The following is a 17,473-nucleotide window of genomic DNA, read 5'->3' as shown; positions in this document are numbered from 1 at the left end:
TCCTGCCAGGTCAAGGCCCTGATCACCCCGACACAGTGGGGTATCCTGCCAGCCCGCACACCGGCTCCCGACCACGACCGGTCATTTGACAGAAGCGCGACCGGTCGGGCCCCGGGCAGCATCGGCCGGGAGGGGGGAGAAATGCCGTGGCGACCACGGCGGGCGCAGCGGAGTGGATGATGACGAGCACCGAAACGTACCGGGACAACCCCGAGGGCTTCGGCGAGCGGACGGCCTCCACCCACGGAATCGACCGGCTGCTCGGCCGCCGCGCCGAACTGGCCGCGCTGCGCCGCTGCGTCCGGCAGGAACCCGGCGCGCCCAGGGCGCTCGTCCTGCTCGGCGAGGAAGGCATCGGCAAGTCCCGGCTGCTGCGCACCGCCGCCGAACAGGCCGCGCAGGACGGGCACCTGGTGCTCACCGCGCAGGGCTGGGAACCCGAGCGCGAGGTGCCGTACGGGGTGCTCCGGCAACTGCTCGCACCGGTGTCGGACGCCGCATTCGACGCCGGGTCCGAGCCGGCGGCCGCCGTCGCCGCCCTGCTGGACGGCACACCGGGCCAGGTGCTGATCGCCGTCGACGACGCGCACGCCTGCGACCGCCCCACCCTGGAACTGCTGGGCTCACTGGTCCGCCGCCCCGGCGGAAGCCCCGTGTCACTGCTGCTGGCCGCCCGCGACTTCGCGGTACTGCTGAGCCTGCCCGCCGACACCGAACTGCTGCACGTGGACCCGCTGTCGCCGAGCGCCGCCGCCGAACTGCTGGACGCGGTGCCCGGCGCGCCCGCCGGACGCGCCCGCCTGGAAGTGCTGGAGGAGGCCGAGGGCAACCCGTCCGCCCTGCTGGAACTCTGCCGCCGACGGGCCTTCCGCACCGACCCGGCCGCCGCCCGCTCGCGCACGCCCCGCCTGCACACCGTCCGGACCAGGTTCGACGCCCTGATCGGCCCGCTGCCCGCACCCACCCGCCGCGCCCTCGTCCACGCCGCGCTCGCGCTGCCCGGTGACGACGCGTCGGCCGTGATGGCCGCCCTCGGCACCACCGACCTCGGGATCTGGGCGCCCGCCGAGGAGGCCGGGATCCTCGCCCTGATCGACGGCCACCTCGTCTTCCGGCACCCGCTGGCCCGGGCCGCCGCCGCCGGCGGGCAGCCCGCCGTCCTGCTCGCCCAGGCCCACCGGGCCCTCGCCGACCGGGCAGCCGCCCGCCCGCTCGACCGGATCCGCCACCTGGTGGCCGCCACCGTCGGCCCCGACGCCTCGTTCACCGAGGACCTGCGGCCCGCGATCGAACGCGCCACCGACGACTTCGCGCTCGGCCAGGCCCTGGAGGACGCCGCCCGGGTCACCACCGACACCGACGAACAGGCCCGGCTGCTCGCCGAGGCCATGGCCGCCGCCGTCTCCGTCGGCGACCCGGACTGGGTCCGCAACCTCCACGCGCGCTTCCGCGGCGTCAACACCGACCCCCGACTCGCCCGCCTGGCCGCCCTGGCCGCAGCGGTCGCGCTCTCGCACACCTCCCGGCAGAAGGAGGCGTTCGACCTGCTGCTGGACAGCGCGGCCCTGCACCCGTCACCCGAGACCGCGCTCGCCGCGAAGCCCGCAGCCGGCGCCGCACTGGACGCGAAGCCGGTGGCGGGGTCGGCAGTTGACGCCGTCCTTGACGCGAAGCCGGTGTCCGAGACCGCCGTCGGTGTCTCGGCCGGCGCCGCGCTGGACGCGAAGCCCGTAGCCGACGCCGCGCTCGATGCGAAGCCGGTGGCCGACGCCGTCCTTGACGCGAAGCCCGCAGCTGGCGCCGCGCTCGATGCGAAGCCCGCAGCCGACGCCGTCCTTGACGCGAAGCCGTCGTCCGAGACCGCCGTCGGCGTTTCGGCCGGCGTCGCGCTGGACGCGAAGCCCGCAGCCGGCGCCGCACTGGACGCGAAGTCGGTGGCCGGGTCGGCAGTTGACCCCGTCCTTGACGCGAAGCCGTCGTCCGAGACCGCCGTCGGTGTCTCGGCCGGCGCCGCGCTGGACGCGAAGCCCGCAGCCGACGCCGTCCTTGACACGAAGCCGTCGTCCGAGACCGCCGTCGGCGTTTCGGCCGGCGCCGCGCTGGACGCGAAGCCCGCAGCCGGCGCCGCGCTCGATGCGAAGCCGGTGGCCGACGCCGCCCTCGGCGCGAAGCCGGTGTCCGAGCCCGCCGTCGGCGCCTTGGCCAACGCCGCGCTCGATGCGAAGCCCGCAGCCAACGCCGCTCTCGGCGCGAAGCCAGTGGCCGAGCCCGCCGTCGGCGCCTTGGCCAACGCCGCGCTCGATGCGAAGCCCGCAGCCAACGCCGCTCTCGGCGCGAAGCCAGTGGCCGAGCCCGCAGTCGGCGCCTTGGCCAACGCCGCGCTCGATGCGAAGCCGGTGTCCGACGCCGCCTTCGGCGCGAAGCCCGCAGCCGGCGCCGCATTGGACGCGAAGCCGGTGGCCGGGTCGGCAGTTGACCCCGTCCTTGACGCGAAGCCGTCGTCCGAGCCCGCAGTCGGTGTCTCGGCCGGCGCCGTGCTGGACGCGAAGCCCGCAGCCAACGCCGCGCTCGATGCGAAGCCGGTGGCCGACGCCGCCCTCGGCGCGAAGCCGTCGTCCGAGCCCGCAGTCGGTGCCTTGGCCAACGCCGCGCTCGATGCGAAGCCCGCAGCCGATGCCACGTTCGACGCGAAGCCAGTGGCCGAGCCCGCATCCGATGCCGCCCTCGACACCAAACTGGCCGCGCTGGCGGCCGCCATCGCCGACCAGTCCGGCCTGCCCGAGCACCGCGGCCGGCTCGCCGAGCTGCTCGCCGCGCTCCGCGCGCCCGCGCCGGGAGAGCAGGACGCCACCGGCGTGCTCGGCGGCTTCGTGCGGGCGCTGGCCACTCGCCCTGCCGGTGCCCGGCGGGCCCCGGCCCGCCGCAGCGCTCCCGGGAACGGCACGCCGGAATCGCTGGTCCGTCGTCTCGCCGTCGCCTCCGTCGCCTACCTCTCCGACGAGCCCGACGACTGCCTGGAACACTTCCGTGCCGCCGACAGCCTCCTGCGCGGCCGCCGGGCCTTCGGACTCCGGGCCTGGCACCTGCCAGCCCTGCTGGACAGCCTGCTGGGCACCGGCCAGTGGACGGAGGCGGCCGCGCTGCTGGACGAGGCGAAGGACCGGGCGGCCGTGCTGCGCCTCACCCGGATCCGCGCCGACCTGGACGCCTTCGACCTGTCGTTGCGCGCCCTGCGCGGCACCGCACCCGCGGGCACGCCCGTCCCACCGCCCGTCCCGCTCGACGTGCACGAGAACCTCGCCACCCAGGTCCGGACAGTGCGGGCGCTCGCCCAGGCCGCGATGGCCCACGGCGAATGGGCCGACGCCTACCGGCGGTTGCGCACGCTGTTCGCCGAGGACGGCACCCCCCGCCACCCCTTCCTCTCCTCGCGCTGTCTCGTCGACCTCGCCGTGGCCGCTCACCGGGCAGGACTCGGCGACCGGGCGGCGCAGGTCCTGCACCGGGTGCAGGCCGCCCACGAGGAACGGCCGACCACCCGGATGACACTCCTGCTGCACCACGCCACTGCGCTGCTCGACCCCGGCCCCGACCCCGAGCACCACTTCCGGCTCGCCCTGGTGAACGCCGACGGCGAACGCTGGCCGCTCGAACGGGCCCAGGCCCGGCTCAGCTACGCGATCTGGCTGCGCCGCGTCCGCCGCCCCTCCGAGGCCCGGCAGCAACTCGCCGCGGCCCTCGACACCGCCGAGGCCCTCGGATCCCGGCCGCTCGCCGACACGATCCGCCACGAACTGCGCGCCACCGGCGTCGCGACGGCCACCGACACCGGCCCGGCGCTGGGGCAGCTCACCGCCCAGCAGCAGCAGATCGTGCGGATGGCCGCCCAGGGCCTCTCCAACCGCGAGATCGGTGAACGGCTCTTCCTCTCACCGCGCACCGTGGGCACCCACCTGTACAACGTCTATCCCAAACTCGGCGTCAGCAGCCGCCACCAACTGCGCGACCTGCTACCCACCGCGTAACCCGAAAGCCCCTGGTCGTCCACCGTGGGTACGGTTACGGTGGCCCCCGGGAGACGCCGGAGCGGACGCCGACCGCGGTGGCACAGCAGAACGAGAGATGAGGCGGCGTGGAGCCCGACGAGGACCTTCTGCCCCCGATCGTGCTGGATCCGGCGGTGGCGCGGCTGATCGCGGCCTCCGCCACCCCGCCCGGGCTCGACGAACTCGGGCCGGTGACCGGCCGGCAGGCCCTGCTGGAGTCCCAGGGCGAGCTGATCGAGGACTGCGAGGTCGAAGCCGTCTTCCGGGTCGCCCCGGTCGGGCCCTGCGGGCTGGTCGGCTTCTGGACCTTCCGCCCGGTCGGCGCCGAGGGCCCGCTGCCCGCGGTGTTCTACGTCCACGGCGGACGCTGGATGCTCGGCGACGCCCGGACCCACGCCCGACTGATCAGCGACCTGGTCAACGGCACCGGCGCGGTCGCCGTCGTCCCCGAGTACAGCCGCACCCCCGAGGCCCGCTACCCCGTCGCACTCGAGGAGTGCTACGCCCTGCTCGAGTGGATCGCCGCGAGCCCCGAGCCGCTCGGCATCACCGCCGACCGCATCGCCGTCGCCGGTGACTGCGCCGGCGCCACCCTGGCCACCGCCGTCGCGATGCTCGCCGCCACCCGCGGCGGCCCCGCCCTGCGCGCCCAGGTCCTCTACTACCCGCTGGTGGACCCGGCCTGCGGAAGCGCGGCGCAGCGCCGCTTCAGCGCCGGCTACCTGCTCAGCCGCCAGGGCACGCGGCGCTACTGGCAGGAGTACCTCGGCTCGCCCGAGGACGGTTTCCATCCGACGGCCAGCCCGCTGCGGGCCGGCCCCGAACTGCTCGCCGGACTGCCCCCGGCCCTGGTCGTCACCGCCGAGGCCGACGTCGTCCGGGACGAGGGCGAGCAGTACGCCGACCTGCTGCGCGCCGCCGGCGTACCGACCACGGCCATGCGATTCCTCGGCACCGTCCACGACTTCGTCTCGCTGAGCGCGCTGCGCGACAGCCCGCCGACGCTGGCGGCCGTCCGGCAGGGCTGCACCTTCCTGCGCACGCACCTCGCCTGAGCCGCATCGCGCCTGGGCGGCACCGCGCCTGAGCCGCATCGCGCCTGGGCGGCACCGCGCCTGGGCCGCACCGCGTCTGGGCGGCACTGCGTCTGGGCGGCACCGCGTCTGGGCGGCACTGCCCCTGGGTGGCACCGCGCGCGAGCCGCACCGCGTCTGAGCTGCACCGCGTCGGCAGGACCAGTCGTCCGACTCATGCGCCGGAGCCCACCGCTCAGGCATGCTGGCCGCATGCCCGCTCTCAACTCCCCGACCGCGCCCGGCCACCTGCTGACGACCCGTTCGGTCCCGGCGGCCGAGAGCCTGGAGTACTGGCACGACGCGGTGCTCGCCAACCTGGTCGGCATGGACATCCGGACCGCCGGCCAGACCTACGACGCCGCCATGCGCAACCAGGCGGTCGGCGACCTGCGGATCAGCACCCTGGAGTGCGACCCGGCGGAAGTCACCCGGTCCCCGCGCTCGATCGCCCGCGGCGACGGGCAGTACGTGTTCGTGGCGCTGCAGAGCACCGGCGTCGCACAGGTCGAGCAGGACGGCCGCATGAGCGAGCTGAGGGCCGGAGACATCGGCTTCTTCGAGACCGTCCGGCCGTTCCGCAGCCGCTACCCCGAACGCTTCCGGCTGAAGCTCTTCACCCTGCCGCGCGCCCTGCTCGGCCAGGACGAGGGCGACCTGCGCCGGCTCACGGCCCGGCCGCTGCCGGGCGGCAGCGGACTGGGCCGGATGATCTCCCCGTTCCTGGAGCGGCTCGCCGACACCGCCGGCGGTTGCGCCGTGCCGCTCGCCGAGAAACTGGCCCGCAGCGCCGTGGATCTGCTCGCCGCCACCGCCGCCGAGCAGCTCGGCCGGCCGGTGCAGGAACTGCCCGGCGCGCACAACGCCGTGCTGCTGCGCGTCCAGCAGTTCGTCCGCTGGCACCTGGCCGACCCCGGACTGACCCCCGCCGTCATCGCCCGCGCGCACGGCATCTCCGTGCGCTACCTGCACCGGCTGTTCGAGGGCGAGGGGCGGACGCTGTGCCAGTGGATCCGGGAACAGCGCCTGGAGGAGTGCCGCCGCGCCCTCGCCACCGCCCCCGCCGACTCGGTGAGCGTGGGGCTCATCGCCCGGCGCTGGGGCTTCACCAGCGGTGCGCAGCTGAGCCGGGCCTTCCGCAGCGCCTACGGCCAGTCGCCGACCGACTGGCTGCTGACGGAACGCCACCGCCGCGCGACCGGGGAGGTCCGGTGACGGCGGCTGATCCGGTGCAGCGGGCTGCCGCCTGGCAGCTGGCGCTGTCGCGGGCCTTCGCCCGGGTCGAGGTGGCCGTGCACAACCCGGCCTGGACGGGCTCGCTGGCCACCGTGCGCCTGGGCAGTCTGCAAATATCCGACGAGACCTCCGGGCCGGCCACCGTCCTGCGGGACGCGGCGGCCGTCGCGGCCGACCCGTGCGGGGACATCGCGGCCCGGCTGCAACTCGACGGCACCGCACGGGTGTTCCAGGACGGTCGGGTGGTCGAGCTGCCGCCGTACTCGCTCACCTTCCTGGACCTGAGCCGCCCCTTCCGGCTCGTCCTCCCCCCGCTCCAGCGGGCCAGGACCCTGCTGGTGCCGAGGTCCGTCCTCGGGCTGGAGGAGAGCGCGCTGCGCCGGCTCACCGCGACCCGGGTCGGCTCCGGTGAGGGGAGCACCGGGGCGCTGGTGCTGCCGCTGCTGGCCAACGTGGGCGCCGCGCTCGGCGGGGCGTCGCCCGCGGTGCAGGAGCAGATCGCGCGTGCCGTGGCCGAGTTGCTGGCCGCGCTGGCCGTCGACCACGTGGCCCGCACCGGCCTGGACGGGCGGTGCGCCGCGCCGTCGCTGTTCGACCGGATCACCGCCTCCGTGGAGGCCTCGCTCGGCGACCCCACGCTGTCCCCGCAGACGATCGCGGACCGGCACGGCGTCTCGCTGCGCTACCTGCACCAGCTGTTCCAGCGCCGGGGCGACACCGTCGGCGGGTGGATCCGCGGCCGCCGACTGGCGGCGGCACGGCAGGAGTTGGCCTGCCCCGACGATCCGGGCCGGACGATTGCCGCCGTCGCCGCGCACTGGGGCTTCGCCAGCGCCTCGCACTTCAGCCGGGCGTTCCGGGAGGCCTATGGAATGTCCCCGAAGCAGTGGCGGACGGAGCAGTTGGCCGACGAGGCGTCGGCGTGAATGTCTCAAAGTCGACTTGGCGGTAATGCCACACTTTGACAGCTGCGCAGCCGGGCCGTGATGATCTGCGGTCGTGCACCCGTACCGCTCCCGGGAATTGGGGACGGGGAATTCCGGCCGTGCGCCCGGCGCTCGGGGAACGGGGGAGGGGCGCGGCCGAGGCGGTGTGCGCCCTGGTCGGAAGTACAGGACGGTGGGTGCGGTCACCTGGGGGTGGTGGCCGAAAGCGCACGTCGGGGAGGTGCCGGGGGCCGGCCGCGGGGCGTGCGCAGGGGTCATCGGGGCGTGGGGAGCGCGCGGCACCGATCGCCCGTGCTTCCTGATGAGGCGTCAATTTGGCTGGCCGGTAAGCATGATGTGTCCATTCCGCTTATTATTCGGCCAAACGAGGCGCGCGCAGGACCGAATCGGTGATCTTACTGCGGGGGTTCGGCGTGCCTTCCTGACGACGAGAGCAGGGCATGACCCACACAGAACAGGAATCCCGAGCGCCCGCGCCCCGCGCGGGCCGGCGGACGGCCGAACGGGCCGCCGCCGTGGTGGCGGCCCTCGCCGCCGCCACCGCTGTCGCGGCTCCTTCCGCCTCGCCCCAGACCGCCGAAGGTTCGGTGACGGTCCAGGTGGTGCGGACGGTCGACGAGAGCGGAACGTGGTCGGGCCCGGCGATGGAACCGGGCATGGCCGGAGTGACGGTCACCCTGACCGGCGAGGACGGCACGGTCAGCACCGCCCTCACCGCCGCCGACGGTTCGGTGACGCTGAAGCCCGGCAAGTCGACCGCCAGCGGCAAGTACCGCGTCCAGGTGGTCAACCCGAAGCCGGGCGTGCTGTACCCGGCGTTCGCCTCCCGCGAGGGCCTGACCGGCGCGCCGGACAAGCTCAGCAGCAACGAGGAGTTCGTCGACCTCTCGGCGGGCAAGCAGGCCAAGCTCACCACCGGCTTCTGGAACCCGGCCGACTACTGCCAGCAGAACGCCCCGCTGGCCACCGCCTGCCAGCCGGCCTCCCTGGACCCGGCGAGCGGGCGCACCCTGCTGACCTTCCCGTACCGGTCGCGTGGCGTGAACAAGGACGTCACCAACATCGGCACCACCGCCGACACCGGAAACGTCTTCGGCATCGCCTGGAACCGGGACGACAAGCGGCTGTTCAGCTCCGCCCAGGCCAAGCGCGCCACCGTGTACGGCTCCGGCGGCCCGGGCGCGATCTACGTCACCGACCCGGAGACGAAGACCACCTCGCTGTTCACCGTCGTCCCGAACGCCGGCCGCACCGCGCACGCCGGCAACGCCCAGGACGACGCCTTCGTCGCCCCGGTCGGCAAGGAGAGCCTCGGCGGGCTGAAGCTCAGCGAGGACGGCCGCGACCTGTTCGTGGTCAACCTCAACGACCGCAAGCTGTACCGCTACGACGCCACGGCGAAGACGGTCGAGAAGCCGAAGGCCAGCTACACCATTCCGACCCCCGACTGCCCGTCGGCCGACGACTGGCGGCCGTTCGGCCTCGGCATGCAGGACGGCGTCGGGTACGTCGGCGGCGTCTGCTCCGGCCAGTCCACCCAGAAGATCAGCGACCTGCGGGCGATCGTGCTGCCCTTCGACCCGGCCACCGGGAAGTTCAGCGCGGCCGTCCTCGACCAGCCGCTCGACTACCACGGCACGCCGGCCGGGTGCAACGGGTACTTCTGGTACCCCTGGCAGGACACCGTTCCGATGACGAACGGGCAGGTCTGCGGCATCAACCCGGAGCCCGAGCTCGGCGAGATCGGCTTCGAGACCGACGGCTCCATGCTGCTCTCGTTCCGCGACCGGTACGCCGACCAGGCCGCCGCCGCGCCGCCCGAGGGCCCGGCACCGAACGGCTTCGTCTCCGTGCTCGCCTCGGCCGACCTCAACAAGGCCTGCAAGTCCGGCGACAGCTACGTGATGGACGTCAACCTCGGCTGCGGGATCACTACCAAGGGCAAGGGCTTCTTCAACCTGAACCGCCCCGCCCCGGTCGGCCACCCCTACGCGTCGTTCGCCGGCATGGCACTGTCCAAGGTCGAGAACTCCATCGCGACCTCCGGCTACGACGTCTCCAACAACATCATCACCGCCGGCACCATGTTCACCCTGCGCACCGGCGGCATCGACCCGGGCTTCGGCAACGAACTGTCCAACGGTCAGTCCCGCTTCGGCAAGGGCGCGGCCATGGCCGACCTCGAGGTGCTCTGCGACAAGGCGCCGCTCCAGATCGGCAACCGGGTCTGGTACGACCCGGAGCGCTCCGGCCTCCAACTGCCGCAGCAGAAGCCGGTCCCCGGCGCGACCGTCAACCTGTACGACGGCGACGGCAAGAAGGTCGGCACTGCGAAGACCACCCCGCGCGGCGAGTACTACTTCGACGACACCAACGTCACCGGCGGGCTGAAGCCGAACACCAAGTACACGATCCGCCTGGACAACCCGGCGGACTACGCCAAGGGCGGCCCGCTGTACCACTGGGTCCCGACCAAGGACAACGTCGGCGACAGCCGCCTGCTCGACTCCGACGGGACCATCCCGAAGGGCGGCACCTACGTCGAGCGCGCGCTGACCACCGGCGGCCCCGGTCAGAACGACCACAGCTTCGACTTCGGCTTCATGCAGCAGCAGGGCGCGCTGCGCCTGGTCAAGCACGACCAGGACGGCAAGCCGCTGCCCGGTGCGGTGTTCCAGCTGTGGCGCGAGACCAACGGCACCGACGGCCTCCAGGCCGACGGTGACAAGCCGGACACCAAGGTCGGCGACCCGTGCACCACCGGCGACGACGGCACCTGTGCCGGCACCGTCGACAAGGGCACGTACTACTGGCAGGAAGTCACCCCGCCGAAGGGCTACCAGGCCCCGGAGCAGCCGGTCCTCGGACCGGTCGTGCTGGACGACGAGCACCTGGAGGACGGCATCACCACCACCGCCGTCAACCAGCTGATCCCGCCGCCGCCCACCACCCCGGCCCCGACGCCCACGCCCACCCCGTCGGCGTCGCAGCCCTCGGGCGGCCTGGCGTTCACCGGCACCAACGAGACGGTCCTGACGTACACCCTGGTCGGCGGAGCGATCCTGCTCGTCGCCGGCGCGGGTCTGCTGATCGCCGTCCGCAAGCGCCGCACCCACTGACGCCTCGGCAGCAGTGACCAGGGGGCCCCGGGATACTCTCCCGGGGCCCCTTCCCGCACCGAAAACCCTTGCACCGAACGCACCGAGGAGCTGGACGACCCGATGGCATCCGACAAGAAGCGCCTGTCCCGGCGCACGCTGATCGTCAGCGCCGTGGCGGCGGCCGTGCTCGCGGGCGGCGGCGTGACGGCCTGGCAGCTGGTGGGCGGTCAGGAGGAGAGCCGTCCGCTGTCCACCGAGGAGGCGTCCCGGCTGGCGCTGTCCCGGCTGAACGTCTACCAGGCCAGCCCGCTCAAGGTGGCGCTGAAGGCCCAGGAGGGCGACGGCATGGTGGTCGAGGTGCAGGGCGTCGTCGACTACCGCACCAAGCACGCGGCGGGCAGCTACACCGTCACCAAGAAGGGCAGCACCGTCGACCACGGGCTGGTGGTGTGGGACACCGGCGGGCTGGGCCTGGCCAAGCAGCCCGACGGGGCGAGCGGTCCGGCCTGGGAGCAGGCCGAGCACGTGCCGCGGGCCGGCTGGACTTCGCGCAGCTACGGCACCGACCCGCTGGACGCCGGGCTCCAACTGCTCATCCAGCTGGGCGCGGACCGGCCCGACAACCCGCTGCTGCTGGTCCAGGCCGGCCCGCGATGGCTCGGCCGGGACCGCATCGACGGCCGCGACTACGACCGGATCGCCGGCCCCCGCGCGCGCGACGCCGCCGACAAGGACGCCACGTCGCCGGTCACCTACTGGATCGACGGCGACGGCGGCCTGCGCCGGGTCACCATGCGGATGGCCGGCCTCGGCACCCCGACCACCCTGGACCTCGGTGGCCGGGACGCCGAAGCCAAGCTCCCCGAGGCGCCCTGGGCGACGGCGGGCTGAGATGCCGTCAGACGGCCGTCGGCAGCGGGTAGCTGTCCGGATCGACCTTGCCCGGCAGATCGACGGCCGGGGCGGCCGGCGCGTTCGGGTCGGCCATCGACGGCTGCGCGGGCGGCGCCGGTACGGCGTTGAACGCCATTCCCGGCGGGGCCTGCACCCCGGCGGCCCGGCCCGGCGGTACCTTGCCGCCGCCGCCCGCCCCACACTTGGCCAACTGCTCAAGGTCTGGCGGGCTCTGGGTGCCCGGGCTGTTGTCGGAGAAGCAGTTGCCCGGGTCGGCGGCCGAACTGACCAGGTCCACCCCGTTGCCGGTGGCCTTGTTCCCGGTCACCCGGTTGTTGGAGGCGGGGTGCCCCGGCGGGTCGGTGACCACGACGCCCGCCGCCCGGTTGCCCTGGACGAGGTTGCGCTCGACCCGGTTGTCGGTGCCGCCGCCGATGCCGATCCCGATGCCGAAACCGCCGTCGGCCTGCTGCGGCGAGTCCGCCGAGTTGTTGTTCGCCACCACGTTGCCCGCGATCACCGCGGCGTGCTGCGGGGCCAGCGACTCCAGGTCGTTGGAGTTGATGGTCACCCCGACCCGGTTGTTGACGGCCCGGTTGCCCACCACGGTGAGGTTCTCCGAGGCGTTGGTGATCTCGATGCCGACCGCGTTGCGCTCCACCAGGTTGTTCCGCACCAGCGTGTTGCACGGCCTGCACTGACCGACGTAGATCCCCGAGTCGGCCTGCCCCGACGCGTACGAGTCCTCGATGATCCCGTCGCGCGCGTCGAACGCGTAGATGCCGTACAGGGCGTTCCCGTACGAGGTCACCTTGGTGGCCCGGAAGCCCTGCACGGCCGGGAAGCGGGTGGTGTCCAGCGGGTCGTACGCGGAGCCGCCCGCGCCGTGGCGCTGCAACTTCTCGTCGGTGACGCCGGTGAACAGCACGCCGTTGGCCAGGAAGCCGCGCACGGTGAGGTTCTCGACCACGGTGCCCGCGCCGGTCGCCGTGATCCCGTTGATCAGCTTCAGATCACCGTCGAAGATCACCGTGTTGCGGTCCGAACCCCGAAGCACGACACGGGGCTTGGTGATCCGCACGCTCTCCTTGTAGACGCCAGGGTGCACCAGCACCAGATCGCCGGGATTGGCGACGTCCACCGCGCGCTGCACCGTCGGAACGTCCTCGGGCACCTGGATCACCGTGCCCGGCGGGTGACGGTCGGCGGACGGCGACGCCGACGAGGAACAGGCGGCCAGCGCCGGAAGCAGCAGACCCAGTGCCATCACGCCGGCCCGGAACCGGCGCGGACCGGTCCCTCGGCGTACCAACAGGTGGAAATCATGGAGGAGTTGCATGAAACGTGTTCTATCGTCTCCAATAGCGCCCATGCACATCGAATCGGGGAACCCGCAGGACACCGCCGCCGCCGGACGGCCCCGGTTCGGACGCCGCGCACTGCTCTCCGCAGGCGCCGTGCTGGCCGCGGGGGCGGGCGCGGCAGCCGCCACCGTCATCGGCCGTGAATCCGGGCACCCGGCCCCGGCCGCCACGCCCCCCGCCGCTGTTCCCCACTACGGCGCCCGGCAGTCCGGCCTGACGTACCGCCAACTCCCCGTCACCAGGCTGCTCGCGCTCGACCTGCCCGCCTCCGCCGACCGCGACGCGCTGCGCGGCCTGCTCGCCGCCCTCGACAAGGTGCTCGCCGCGGCCTCCGGCGGCAGCCTCGCCGACCCGCGGCTGTCCGCCGCCCCGGTCTCCTCGCTGGCCGCCATCGGCCCGTCGCTGGCCGCCCGGCTGAAGCTGCCCGTGCCCGCCGAACTCGCCGAACTCCCCGCCTTCCCCGGCGACCGGCTGGACGCGGCGCGCAGCGGCGGCGACGTCCTCCTCCAGGTCTCGGCCGAACACCCGTGGACCACCGGCGTTCTGACGGAACACCTGCTCACCGCCGCCAAGCCCGCCGGCGCAACCCTCCGCTGGAACCAGGCCGGCTTCCTGCCGTCCGTCCCCGACGGGGAGACCCCGCGCAACCTGTTCGGCTTCAAGGACGGCAGCGCCAACCCCGACCCCGCCGACCCCGGCCTGTGGAACGCCGACGGCACCATCCTGGTCTACCGCCGGATACGCATGGACACCGCCGCCTTCGCCGCTCTCCCGACCGACCGTCAGGAACTGTCCATGGGCCGCCACCTGATGTCCGGCGCCCCCCTCACCGGCACCGGCGAGCACGACGACCCCGACATCTACATCAAGCACCCCGACGGCTCCTACGTCATCCCCGTCGACGCCCACGTCCGCCTCAGCAGCCCCCGCCTCGACGGCGGCGCCCGGATGCTCCGCCGCGGCTACTCCTACGACGACGCCCCCGACGACCGCGGCCTGCTGTTCTGCGCCTTCATGCGCGACCCCGCCCTCTTCACCCGCGTCCAGAACCGCCTCGCCGAGAACGACGCCCTCAACCCCTTCCTCACCCACAACGCCACCGCCGTCGCCTGGGTCCTCCCCGGCTCCCAGCCCGACCGCCCGCTCGGTTCGACGCTCTGATCCCCTCCCGGGCCGGACCATCGGTACCCTGGGGCCGCCGATCCCGGAACATGCTCAACCACCGGGCCGGTGACGGGATCTGACGGATCCGATGATTTGCCTGGATGGGGATGGACATGTCCGACAACGCACGCCTCGCCGGGGAAGTCCTGCTGGACGTCGGCAGCCCGGAGGAGTACCGGGCGACGGTCCTGCGATTCCTCACCGATGCGCTGGGCCGGATCGAAGTCCCGCTCGAGGCCCGGGTCGAGGAGCTTGCGGGCGGGAAGGCCGGACAGATCCACGGCGACGCGCTCACCGGCCGAATCCAGCTGTCGGCGGCCTCGTTGGAGCTCGGCGGCATGTTCCAGCACCGCCCGTACAGCCCGGAGAACCTCGACTGGCTCGCCGACCGGGCGTCGGAGGGCCGAAGCGTGTCCGCGATGGCGAAGATCGTCGGACAGGGCGGACTGACCGTCGAGGTCGTGGGCGTCCTGAGGGCCTGGCGGGACGACGCCGACGACCGGTGGGCCGTCCTTCGGATGGAGACCCCGACCCCCGGCACCCTGGTGGAGAGCATCCGCAGCGTGGCGGACGGGACGGACCCGGTCTTCGGCTCCATCGGCCACGGCGGAGACATCACGTGCACCGAGCTGGAGCACGCGCTGGGCCTCCGCGACCTGGGCGACACCTACGACGACGCCCGCCGGATCCTCCGCGGCTACGACTGGATCACCGTCGTGCCGAAGCAGTTGGCCACCGAACACGGCGGCGCCGCCGCCTTCGCCGGATCGAACCTGTCCTCCGTCGACGAGCTCCCCTCCGGCGCCCTGTGGCTGCGCGCCACCGACGAGTTCGCCGACTACCGCGGCTCGGCGGTGTGGGCCGTGTTCCAGGCGCTGGCCCCCATGCTCCCGACCGGCCTGCCGGTCGAGCGGGAGTGCCCGGGCGTGCCGCGGCAGGCGAGTCCGGTGGTCCTGGAGGACGCCGCGAAGTACGGCGCGACGCGGGCGTTCGATTCCTGATCGCGATGGGCGGCGCCTTCCGCGCGGATGTGGAACGCGAGGGCGGGGCTGCGGTCGAGGGCGTCGAGCTCACCGGCGGTTCCGAGGTGACCTGCTGATCCTCACCGATGGGTGGCACCGGGGTCGGGGTCGTGGTGGATCGGCCCCGTCGTCGTGGTGAGCGGGAGGTGGGTGCCGCCGCGGGTGTGGGCGACGATTTCGGCGGCGATGGAGATGGCGGTCTCCTCGGGGGTGCGGGCGCCGAGGTCGAGGCCGATGGGGGAGTGGAGGCGGGACAGCTCGGCTTCGGTGAGGCCGGCTTCGCGGAGGTGGGCGAGGCGGTCGTGGTGGGTGCGGCGGGAGCCGAGGGCGCCGATGTAGGCGACGGGGAGGCGCAGGGCCCGCTCCAGCAGGGGGAGGTCGAACTTGGCGTCGTGGGTGAGGACGCACAGGACGGTCCGGGCGTCCAACTGCCCGGCCTGGGTGTCGAGGTAGCGGTGCGGCCAGTCGACGACGATCTCGTCCGCGTCGGGGAAGCGGCGGCGGGTGGCGAACACCGGGCGGGCGTCGCAGACCGTCACCTGGTAGCCGAGGAACTTGCCGATCCGGACCAGGGCGGCGGCGAAGTCCATGGCGCCGAAGACCAGCAGGCGCGGGGGCGGGACGTAGGACTCGACGAAGAGGGTGCCGGAGTCGAGCGGGAGGAGGCCGGTGCGGCCGGCGGAGAGCATAGCGCGGGTCTCGGCGACCATCGGGTGTTCGAGGGGGAGGGCGCCGTACTCGGCGTCGGGCGTGACGGTGAGGGTGCGGCCGAGGAGGGCTGACGGCCCGTCGACGATCCGGGCCACCGCGACGGGTACTCCGGAGGAGACCAGGGAGATCGCGGCGTCCAGGCCGGGGGAGGAGCCGGGGACGACGGGCTGGACGAAGACGTCGAGGGAGCCGCCGCAGGTCAGGCCGACGGCGAAGGCGTCCTCGTCGCTGTAGCCGAAGTGCTGGAGGACCGGGGTGCCGCTCGAGAGCACCTCCTGGCAGGTCTCGTACACGGCGGCTTCCACGCAGCCCCCGGAGATCGAGCCGACCGCCTCGCCGTACGCGTCGACGGCGAGTGCCGCGCCCGGCCCGCGCGGGGCGCTGCCCGAGGCGCGGACCACGGTGGCCACGGCGAAGGGGCGTCCGGTGGCGTGCCAGGCGTGGAGTTGCGCGGCGATGTCCTGCACGAGTACTGCTCCCTACTAATGGACGCCCAGCCAGGACTTGATCGGGGCGAGCGCGAAGTAGACGACGAACACGAAGGTGAGGATCCACATCAGCACCCCGGGCTCGCGCCACTTCCCGGTGCCGGCCTTGACCACGGTGTAGGAGACGACCCCGGCGCCGACGCCCGCGGTGATGCTGTAGGTGAACGGCATGACCACGCTGGTGAGGAACACGGGGATGGCGACCTCGCTGTCCGACCAGTCGATGAGCCGGGCCTGGCTCATCATCAGCGAGCCGATCACCACCAGCGCGGCGGAGGCGACCTGCACCGGGACGATGGCGGCGATCGGGGAGAAGAACAGCATCAGCGTGAACACGCCGCCGGTGACGATGGAGGCCAGTCCGGTGCGGGCGCCGTCGCCGACGCCGGTCGCGGACTCCAGGAAGACGGTCTGCCCGGACGCCCCGGCCACGCCGCCGATCGCGCCGCCCGCGCCGTCGATGAACAGCGCCTTGGACAGGCCCGGCATCCGGCCCTTGGAGTCGGTGAGTCCGGCTTCGGTGCCGACGCCGATGATGGTGGCCATCGCGTCGAAGAACCCCGCCAGTACCAGGGTGAACACCGCGACGGAGGCGCTGATCGCGCCCATGCTCTTCGCGCCGAACGCACCGAACAGGTCGACGTGGCCGAACAGCCCGAAGTCGGGTGCGGCGACCGGCGACCCGGGCCAGACCGGCGCGGTGCCGCCCCAGTCCTGGGGGGTCAGGTCGGCGGCCTTGTTGACGATCATCGCGGCGGCGGTGCCGAGCGCGAGGCCGAGCAGGATCGCGCCGCGCACGCGCCGGGCGAGCAGCACGAAGATCAGCAGCAGGGTGAGGCAGAAGAGCAGCACCGGCCAGCCCTCGAGTTCGCCGGCCGGGCCGAGGGAGAGCGGGGTGGGCCCGCCGGTGTGCACGAATCCGGCCTTGACGAAGCCGACGATCGAGATGAACAGGCCGATGCCGATGGTGATCGCGTACTTCAGCGGCAGCGGAATGCCGTGCATGATCTTCTCGCGCAGGCCGGAGACGACCAGCAGCACGATCAGCAGACCGTAGATCACGCACAGGCCCATCGCCTGCGGCCAGGTGGAGTGCGGCACCACCAGCGCGGAGATCACGCCGGAGACGGACAGGCCGGCGGCGAGCGCGAGCGGAACGTTGCCGACCACGCCCATCACGATGGTGGTGACGGCGGCGGCGAGCGCGGTGGCGGTGGTCACCTGGGCGTGGTCGAGCTTGTGGCCGGTGACGTCCGCGCCGCTCAGGATGATCGGGTTGAGCAGGATGATGTAGGCCATCGCCATGAAGGTGGTGAGGCCGCCGCGCAGTTCGGTGCCCACGGTGGAGCCGCGCGCCGAGATCTTGAAGTACGTGTCGAGCGTGCCGCGCGAGGTGGGGCCGGGCTCCACCGGGGTCTGTGCCATGT

General features: G+C 73.3%; 11 protein-coding genes. 8 read left to right on the top strand and 3 right to left on the bottom strand.

Features of this window, described 5'->3' with window-relative positions:
• Nucleotides 1–179 precede the first annotated feature (179 nt).
• The 6 genes from ACFYS8_RS02240 (at nt 180) to ACFYS8_RS02215 (ending at nt 11,294) form a co-directional block, all read left to right on the top strand.
• Nucleotides 180–4,025 (top strand): LuxR C-terminal-related transcriptional regulator, encoded by a 3,846-nt coding sequence (locus ACFYS8_RS02240; protein WP_387634513.1) that lies wholly within the window; start codon nt 180–182, stop codon nt 4,023–4,025.
• A 107-nt stretch (nt 4,026–4,132) separates the two neighbouring features.
• Complete coding sequence (locus tag ACFYS8_RS02235) at nt 4,133–5,101, top strand: alpha/beta hydrolase (protein WP_387634511.1); 969 nt, start codon at nt 4,133–4,135, stop codon at nt 5,099–5,101.
• Nucleotides 5,102–5,332: 231 nt separating this feature from the next.
• Complete coding sequence (locus ACFYS8_RS02230; protein ID WP_387634508.1) at nt 5,333–6,334, top strand: helix-turn-helix domain-containing protein; 1,002 nt, start codon at nt 5,333–5,335, stop codon at nt 6,332–6,334.
• Entirely contained in the window at nt 6,331–7,281 is a 951-nt protein-coding gene (locus tag ACFYS8_RS02225) for a helix-turn-helix domain-containing protein (RefSeq protein WP_387634506.1), read from the top strand. Before ACFYS8_RS02230 ends, ACFYS8_RS02225 begins: the two co-directional genes overlap by 4 nt.
• A 461-nt stretch (nt 7,282–7,742) precedes the next feature.
• The gene (locus ACFYS8_RS02220; RefSeq protein WP_387634504.1) at nt 7,743–10,421 is read left to right on the top strand and encodes an SdrD B-like domain-containing protein; all 2,679 of its coding nucleotides are present in this window, start codon (nt 7,743–7,745) and stop codon (nt 10,419–10,421) included.
• Nucleotides 10,422–10,523: 102 nt separating this feature from the next.
• Nucleotides 10,524–11,294 (top strand): hypothetical protein, encoded by a 771-nt coding sequence (locus tag ACFYS8_RS02215; RefSeq protein ID WP_387634502.1) that lies wholly within the window; start codon nt 10,524–10,526, stop codon nt 11,292–11,294.
• Nucleotides 11,295–11,301: 7 nt separating this feature from the next.
• Here the strand turns inward: ACFYS8_RS02215 and ACFYS8_RS02210 are convergent, their stop codons facing one another.
• A complete protein-coding gene (locus ACFYS8_RS02210) occupies nt 11,302–12,636 on the bottom strand; it encodes a nitrous oxide reductase family maturation protein NosD (protein WP_387634499.1) in 1,335 nt (444 codons plus the stop codon).
• A 31-nt stretch (nt 12,637–12,667) separates the two neighbouring features.
• Here ACFYS8_RS02210 and ACFYS8_RS02205 point away from each other — a divergent pair, with 31 nt between their 5' ends.
• Nucleotides 12,668–13,822: a Dyp-type peroxidase gene (locus ACFYS8_RS02205; RefSeq protein ID WP_387634497.1), complete on the top strand. Its 1,155-nt coding sequence runs from the start codon at nt 12,668–12,670 to the stop codon at nt 13,820–13,822.
• A gap of 116 nt (nt 13,823–13,938) precedes the next feature.
• Complete coding sequence (locus tag ACFYS8_RS02200) at nt 13,939–14,826, top strand: hypothetical protein (RefSeq protein WP_387634494.1); 888 nt, start codon at nt 13,939–13,941, stop codon at nt 14,824–14,826.
• Between the two features lie 101 nt (nt 14,827–14,927).
• Here the strand turns inward: ACFYS8_RS02200 and ACFYS8_RS02195 are convergent, their stop codons facing one another.
• The gene (locus ACFYS8_RS02195; protein WP_387634492.1) at nt 14,928–16,025 is read right to left on the bottom strand and encodes an XdhC family protein; all 1,098 of its coding nucleotides are present in this window, start codon (nt 16,023–16,025) and stop codon (nt 14,928–14,930) included.
• Nucleotides 16,026–16,040: 15 nt separating this feature from the next.
• Entirely contained in the window at nt 16,041–17,471 is a 1,431-nt protein-coding gene (locus ACFYS8_RS02190; RefSeq protein ID WP_387634489.1) for an NCS2 family permease, read from the bottom strand.
• Nucleotides 17,472–17,473 lie beyond the last annotated feature (2 nt).

This window comes from Kitasatospora sp. NPDC004615, from assembly GCF_042873545.1.
Classification (GTDB): domain Bacteria; phylum Actinomycetota; class Actinomycetes; order Streptomycetales; family Streptomycetaceae; genus Kitasatospora.
This window is presented reverse-complemented; position numbering and strand designations above follow the sequence as displayed.

Excerpts from the sequence above, each read along its gene's own strand:
- ACFYS8_RS02210 (WP_387634499.1), bottom strand. The coding sequence starts at position 12,636 with ATGCAACTCCTCCATGATTTCCACCTGTTGGTACGCCGAGGGACCGGT.
- ACFYS8_RS02190 (WP_387634489.1), bottom strand. The coding sequence starts at position 17,471 with ATGGCACAGACCCCGGTGGAGCCCGGCCCCACCTCGCGCGGCACGCTC.
- ACFYS8_RS02205 (WP_387634497.1), top strand. The coding sequence starts at position 12,668 with ATGCACATCGAATCGGGGAACCCGCAGGACACCGCCGCCGCCGGACGG.
- ACFYS8_RS02220 (WP_387634504.1), top strand. The coding sequence starts at position 7,743 with ATGACCCACACAGAACAGGAATCCCGAGCGCCCGCGCCCCGCGCGGGC.
- ACFYS8_RS02240 (WP_387634513.1), top strand. The coding sequence starts at position 180 with ATGACGAGCACCGAAACGTACCGGGACAACCCCGAGGGCTTCGGCGAG.
- ACFYS8_RS02230 (WP_387634508.1), top strand. The coding sequence starts at position 5,333 with ATGCCCGCTCTCAACTCCCCGACCGCGCCCGGCCACCTGCTGACGACC.
- ACFYS8_RS02215 (WP_387634502.1), top strand. The coding sequence starts at position 10,524 with ATGGCATCCGACAAGAAGCGCCTGTCCCGGCGCACGCTGATCGTCAGC.
- ACFYS8_RS02200 (WP_387634494.1), top strand. The coding sequence starts at position 13,939 with ATGTCCGACAACGCACGCCTCGCCGGGGAAGTCCTGCTGGACGTCGGC.